Raw genomic sequence first — 5,522 nt, 5'->3', positions numbered from 1 at the left:
TAAATATCTGCGAAAGCCAGTCTCTAAGCTAGATTTATCGCCTTTTCCTGCACCCTCTTGACAAATGTGCGATTATCTTAACCTCTCACTGATGCTCTAGGCATAGCAAGTATTACTTCACCAACTGCCGCGCAAAGAAACAACACCACAGGCTTATTTTTGCTGTCAGCCGATGGCTCTGTACCTGTAGGTACACGTCAAATTAATGTACTGCTGAATGCCAATTATGCCAGAGGACGAGTAAACGACGCTTACGCAGATAATCTTTCGCTGGTAATTACTAAAGTCCCAGAACCATCAATCTCTGGTTTCTTGTTAATTGGCTTATCTTCTCTCACAGCATGGAAATTGCGTAGATATCGTCAAGTATCGCAGTAGATATAGTAATCCGATTTGATTTCTGAATCACTCGTAGAGGTAAGGGACTGGGGATTGGGGACTGGGAAGAAGGAATAAAGGTGTACTGAGTTTTGTTCAAAAATTAAATATGAGTCCTATAGCATCTCTAAGTGTTGGTTTAGTTCTGTATAAGCGAAAATGGGGTATTGTCGCGGTGTGCTAGTGCAAACATTCATTCAATAGACCTCTTGCATAAGTCGAATAGACCTTATAAAGGGGGGAGACTTGAAATCTTGCGCCCTCCCCAACACATCGGGGAGGGTTGGGGAAGGGTGATTCAAGGATTTTTGCAAAAGGTCTAATCATGTGGGATTTTTGACTCTATCACTCAAATAGTTCCTAGGAAACAAGTCTAATTTGAGACTCAATAATTTCAGAGTAAAAGTCTTCTTTCCGTGCTTGACTAACCTGCATCACCTGATGTTTCTTCAATCTCTATTTCCCAAGGTTCTCCTTTATTATCCGGTGGAAAAAGGTTAATTTTTGATTTGTTAGAAAACTGCTTCAACTGTTTGATCAAATGGGGAATAGCATCGACTATATGCAGATAACTTTCTATGTCATAGCAAATAATGATTAACATTAAAGGACTAGTATTTATCTTGAAATACCAATGACAACTTGATAGTAAAACTCGCATGAGTGGGCCGCAGACTTGATAAAATCGCCTGCAAGTAGCTTCTTCTAGCTGTCTGTAGAACAAATCGTTAAGTATAGTTGCTCCAGTTGGAGGTAAATCATCTGCGGGGAGTGGGAATTTATTCATAACAAGTAATTAGGAAAGGGAAATTTATAATTGTGAGTTAGTTTTTCTACTAATCACTGATAACCCAGCATTTACCAACCTTGGCGCGAAGATTTTTTGTGTTGCTTTGTAGTGCAAAAAGGTCGGCGAAGTAATTTTTTACTAATGCTGGTTCCGTTTTTCTCAAACACTATCAAGTGCAATACTTGCTCTAGAAAACGCCGTTTGTCAAAAACTCCTTGAATCAGCACCTCTAGTTCTGTTGCGCCCTTGGAAGGAAAATCTTCACCATCGATTGTGTGCCAAGGTAAAAACTCCTGCCAGCTTGAGGTTAATGTACCGACTCGTGCCCGATTTTGGCAAGTAATAACTAGGAGGGTATTGTAAGAAAACAGCTTCGGTATCTGTTGAAAGTAAGACTGCATTTGCCGATAACCTGCTTGGAATGTAGCTCGTTCGTTGCTTGGATGGTTCGAGACAATAATTGCCAAAGGTAAACCGTTGATAAAGACAACTACATCAGGACAGTGAGCATAACTCCCCTCAACTACAGTCAAGGGATGAATAGCTAGCCAATCATTATTCAGTAGATTAGACGCATCAATAAGCCACAATTTGTCACGAACTATTTCTTCGTTATACAGGTATTCAACTTCCACACCATCAGTCAATAATTTGTGAAAGCGAAGGTTATTTTCCAGTAAGTCGGAACTCTCTGTACAAGTAATCTGATGGATAGCTGCGGCGATCGCTTCATCCGGTTTTTTCGGGTTAATTTTCTGCAAAGCCCTATGAAGACGCTGATACAAAACCACATCACTATAACTACTCCGCCCTACCTGATGCTTACCTAAAGCAATGTCAGATTCTAGCAAAACTGTGTAGCCAATAACCTCGAACCAGGTGAGCAAAGATGGTGTAACGGCAGATTGTGTAACATCAAAACGGCGGCGAAGTTTTCTTGTCACACAACTCGCTTTGGCAGTTGTTTTTTTTAGCTGTGCTGGATTCATGGACAGTAAAAGACTTAATTTGAGTCAATGCAGAAGCTAGTGCCTAGTTACTGGCATTGGTTGGTATACTCTTGGTGGAGTACAGGGCTTGATAGTAACTATCAAAGCTAAAGTTAATAGACAAGATTGTATCTGGCGCTACACATTACCAATATTGCTGGTAATGTTGTGATGAATAGTTGGAGTTAGCTCTGTTTAATAGACCTCTTGCAAAAAAGTTTTATGGTATTGTGAAGGGCTGACTAAGCAAACAGAGAAATTTACGCTTTCTGAAGTTCGTAGTTATAAATCCCAGCAATTAAGTGACAACGCAACCCAAATCGTTTTCTCCGATTGCGGTAGCGCTGACTCAAAATGCGAAACACTTTTAAACGGCGGTTGATATGTTCAATCACTACTCGACGACAAGCCAGAGCACGGTTGGACTGTTTTTGCTGCTTGGTTAATTTACCACCTCTGGGTTTTTTGTGAGGCAAGGAACTGTTGGCATGTAACTTAGAAATTCCTTGATAACCGCTATCCTCCAAGCTTTCTGTATCGGGGTGAAAACAAACGTACCTTGCTGAGGAAAAATAGTCTGTAGTCGTGTTTACGACCTGAACCGTTGACAACACAACGAATTTCCCGCGTTGTCAGGTCAATTATCAATTGAGTATGAAGAGTATGTCGTTTTTGTTTACCACTGTAAAAGCGTTTTTGTCCGTGCTTAGGGCGCTCAATTTGGCTCTCTGTCACATCCATTACAACCGTTTTCGGTTTCTGTGATGAAGTCAACAAGGACTTTTTTCCTCCTAAACGAAACTTGCCCGAACTAACTAACGTAGTTTCAACCCGGTGTACTATACGGCAGACAGTGGATTCGGATAAGAGCCAATCTTGAGCTATATGAAAGTAAGTTCGATATTCGCGCCAATATTATAGGTATTAGAACTAGAAAAAATCGCTGACAAAATTAGAAAACTATTCGCACTTAGCCAATCTCCCAACGAGGGAGCGATTGACCTCATGCAGTGCTTCATGCGATCGCTGTAGGCAAGATTTGCAGTACTTGTACAGAGGTATAAATAGGTGCAACAGTATAAACTGAATGCTGGAAAAAGATAATTATAGTAAATTTATATACTCTATTGATGTCAATAACTCGGCAGAGTATTTTTGTGAAAGTGCGTCTACCGTAAGCGTTCGCCTCTTCTATACCCTTGTTACAACCGCCCTCCACAGCCTACGGTTGTAACAAGGGGTGATGGTGCAGCACTTGACTAAATGCGTGATAACCATTAGTTTACATGGATACAAATGATGGGGTTGTATTGAGCTTGGTTTATTGGGTCTAATCCTTATAATATGAAGTTTTCAAGATTTCTAGTTCTTTTTGCATAAAGTACAAAACTTTAGCTGAAGAATATTACATACTAAACGAATTATATGTAAACTAGGGGCAACAGTTTAAAAGTCCCTTATTGAATCGCTTTTTCAAGCAATGCCCTGGACTTGTGCCAGGGCAGTTTTATTGCTTACAAGAAAAGTCAGATATTCTCGGCAAATCTAGCAATGATTAATTTTTACCATTGGTCAGAAGATGAATAGCTGCTCCTGCCACTGCCCCATCGACTGCGTCCCCCAGGGTATCTTTGCGACCACGAGTCACAGCACCTGTAACTGTACTGGCTGCTGCCCCAACTCCAACATCTTGCCCTAAATTCCGATGCTTTCTTTTGTATCTAGACCTCGTACCATTGACAGCATTAACCGCTGCCCCAGCAGCAGCTCCTTTAATAGCATTATTTAGCAACGAACCACGTCTCCTTACTGTCCCAGATAATACGCCTGCACCTGCCCCAATACCGACATCTCGCAGTATATGTTCATCCGCAGATGCTTGCCCTGCCGGAACTAAGCTGACACTTACTAAGCTTACAGCCATGAGGCTGGAAATCAATGCACCTGAAATGGTTCGGTTCATACTAATACCTTCACCTTTTAAAACTGAAAACCAATCAAATAATTATAAGTATGTTTGCTCTGATTATAAAATAAAGGCTATGGAATAAAATGAGGAAAAAGATTTTTCTCAATAGTTCATTGACCGCATCAATTAAATCATCATTTGGAAAAATTATAGCTGAATTCCTAATTAATTAATGCTACTCTCAATTGTGCTTGTTGCGATTAAGTACCGACAGTTGAATCATTTCAGAGAACCGTGAATACTTAACCAAATTAGTAGTAAAATAATCCTCTGACACTGCAATTAAGCCAATTTTTGTCTCCTCAGAATAAATCACACCCCCAATACGCCCTTCAAGAAAGGAAAGCTCCATGAAATAAGTGAGATCGGGGTTTAATTCTCAATTACCCCCCTATATTCTCAACAAAACCTGGTTTTTTACTTGCGATGCCTGCGGTGTTCTCGTTGTCATCGCATCCTGAAAACTTGCTATATACCTCCCAGGTTTCAGCGCCTCACTGTTAGAGCGTTGCTCTCTTGACAAGTAGAGGCGGGATTCGTTGACCCCACGGTGGAGATATGAACCAGCACTGTTCTAAGTCGTGGACAAGGTTAGTCATAGTTTTGCTCCTTTCAAAATACTTTGTGCCGATATAGAACTCCTATTTGATTTTTGAAAAAACTCCGTACATCTGGAGAGTAGCGAAATCAAAGGTAGTGTGCCGGATAAACCACTCAAACATCCACTTTAAATGAGAAAATGTTGGAACCAAAGCACAAAAACGTCGAACCCATGTTTTAGCCTGCAACCAAATATCCTCAATGGGATTTTGAACTGGGCAATTGGGAGCAAAGCGAACGCAATGTATTTTCCATTGTTCAGATGACAACCCAAGATTTACCTTGTCCAAAAAACCTCGAACTTCTTTAGAACGGTGGTAACTAGCGCCATCCCAAAAAATTAGTAATTGCTGATCGGGAGAGTCAGCTAGCAGATATTGTAGGTAATCAATAGACATATCCTTAAAATAAAACTTGTGAGAAAATGATATATGAATAAATAAATTAGTGCAACAACGATGACGATTCCTTTAATAAGAATTGAATCACATACCCAGTCAGTAAAACAATTAATTGGTATTAACTATAAACAGTTTATAACATTAGTTGTCTTGGCAGAGCAACGACATAAACAGAAACAAACAGAAATTGAAAAAACAAAGTTCGTATTATCGCTCCTGGTGGCGGGCGTAAACCAGAAATGTCTCCCAAAGAAGGAGTTTGTTTATGTCTAGTTTACCTCCGAAAAAAACCAACTTTTGATATTTTAGGCTTGTTATTTGATATATCAAAAACTAAAGCTAATGATGCGTTTAACTATTGGGTGAAGATTTTGAGAGATATCTTACCAGCTTCT

6 protein-coding genes and 2 pseudogenes are annotated in these 5,522 nt (G+C 40.0%); 2 read left to right on the top strand and 6 right to left on the bottom strand.

The annotated features are described in order from the left end of the window. Nucleotides 1-159 precede the first annotated feature (159 nt). A complete protein-coding gene (locus V7K42_RS23560; protein ID WP_334919700.1) occupies nt 160-378 on the top strand; it encodes a PEP-CTERM sorting domain-containing protein in 219 nt (72 codons plus the stop codon). A 424-nt stretch (nt 379-802) separates the two neighbouring features. On the opposite strand, the gene V7K42_RS23555 is transcribed toward V7K42_RS23560, so the two are convergent. The 6 genes and pseudogenes from V7K42_RS23555 to V7K42_RS23530 form a co-directional block, all read right to left on the bottom strand. Then, nucleotides 803-1,165 (bottom strand): hypothetical protein, encoded by a 363-nt coding sequence (locus V7K42_RS23555; protein WP_334919699.1) that lies wholly within the window; start codon nt 1,163-1,165, stop codon nt 803-805. Between the two features lie 71 nt (nt 1,166-1,236). Continuing rightward, nucleotides 1,237-2,112, bottom strand: coding sequence for a type I restriction endonuclease (locus V7K42_RS23550; RefSeq protein ID WP_334919698.1), 876 nt, complete (start codon nt 2,110-2,112; stop codon nt 1,237-1,239). A 305-nt stretch (nt 2,113-2,417) separates the two neighbouring features. Then, nucleotides 2,418-3,072: pseudogene (locus V7K42_RS23545) on the bottom strand (IS5 family transposase); the annotation flags it as partial. Between the two features lie 640 nt (nt 3,073-3,712). After that, on the bottom strand, nt 3,713-4,120 hold the full coding sequence (locus V7K42_RS23540) for a hypothetical protein (protein WP_334919697.1): 408 nt from the start codon (nt 4,118-4,120) through the stop codon (nt 3,713-3,715). A gap of 506 nt (nt 4,121-4,626) precedes the next feature. Then, a complete protein-coding gene (locus V7K42_RS23535; RefSeq protein ID WP_334919696.1) occupies nt 4,627-4,725 on the bottom strand; it encodes a DUF1392 family protein in 99 nt (32 codons plus the stop codon). A gap of 42 nt (nt 4,726-4,767) precedes the next feature. After that, nucleotides 4,768-5,121 (bottom strand): annotated as a pseudogene (locus tag V7K42_RS23530) (transposase); the annotation flags it as partial. A gap of 245 nt (nt 5,122-5,366) precedes the next feature. Between V7K42_RS23530 and V7K42_RS29000 the strand changes: the two are divergent. Next, the coding region (locus V7K42_RS29000) for a helix-turn-helix domain-containing protein (protein WP_442938623.1) at nt 5,367-5,522 on the top strand (156 nt) is incomplete at its 3' end.

Origin of the sequence: Nostoc sp., from assembly GCF_036917455.1 — a bacterium.
Taxonomy (GTDB): Bacteria; Cyanobacteriota; Cyanobacteriia; order Cyanobacteriales; family Nostocaceae; genus Nostoc.
Note: the sequence above shows the minus strand (reverse complement) of the source record. Positions and strands in the feature narration are given on the sequence as shown.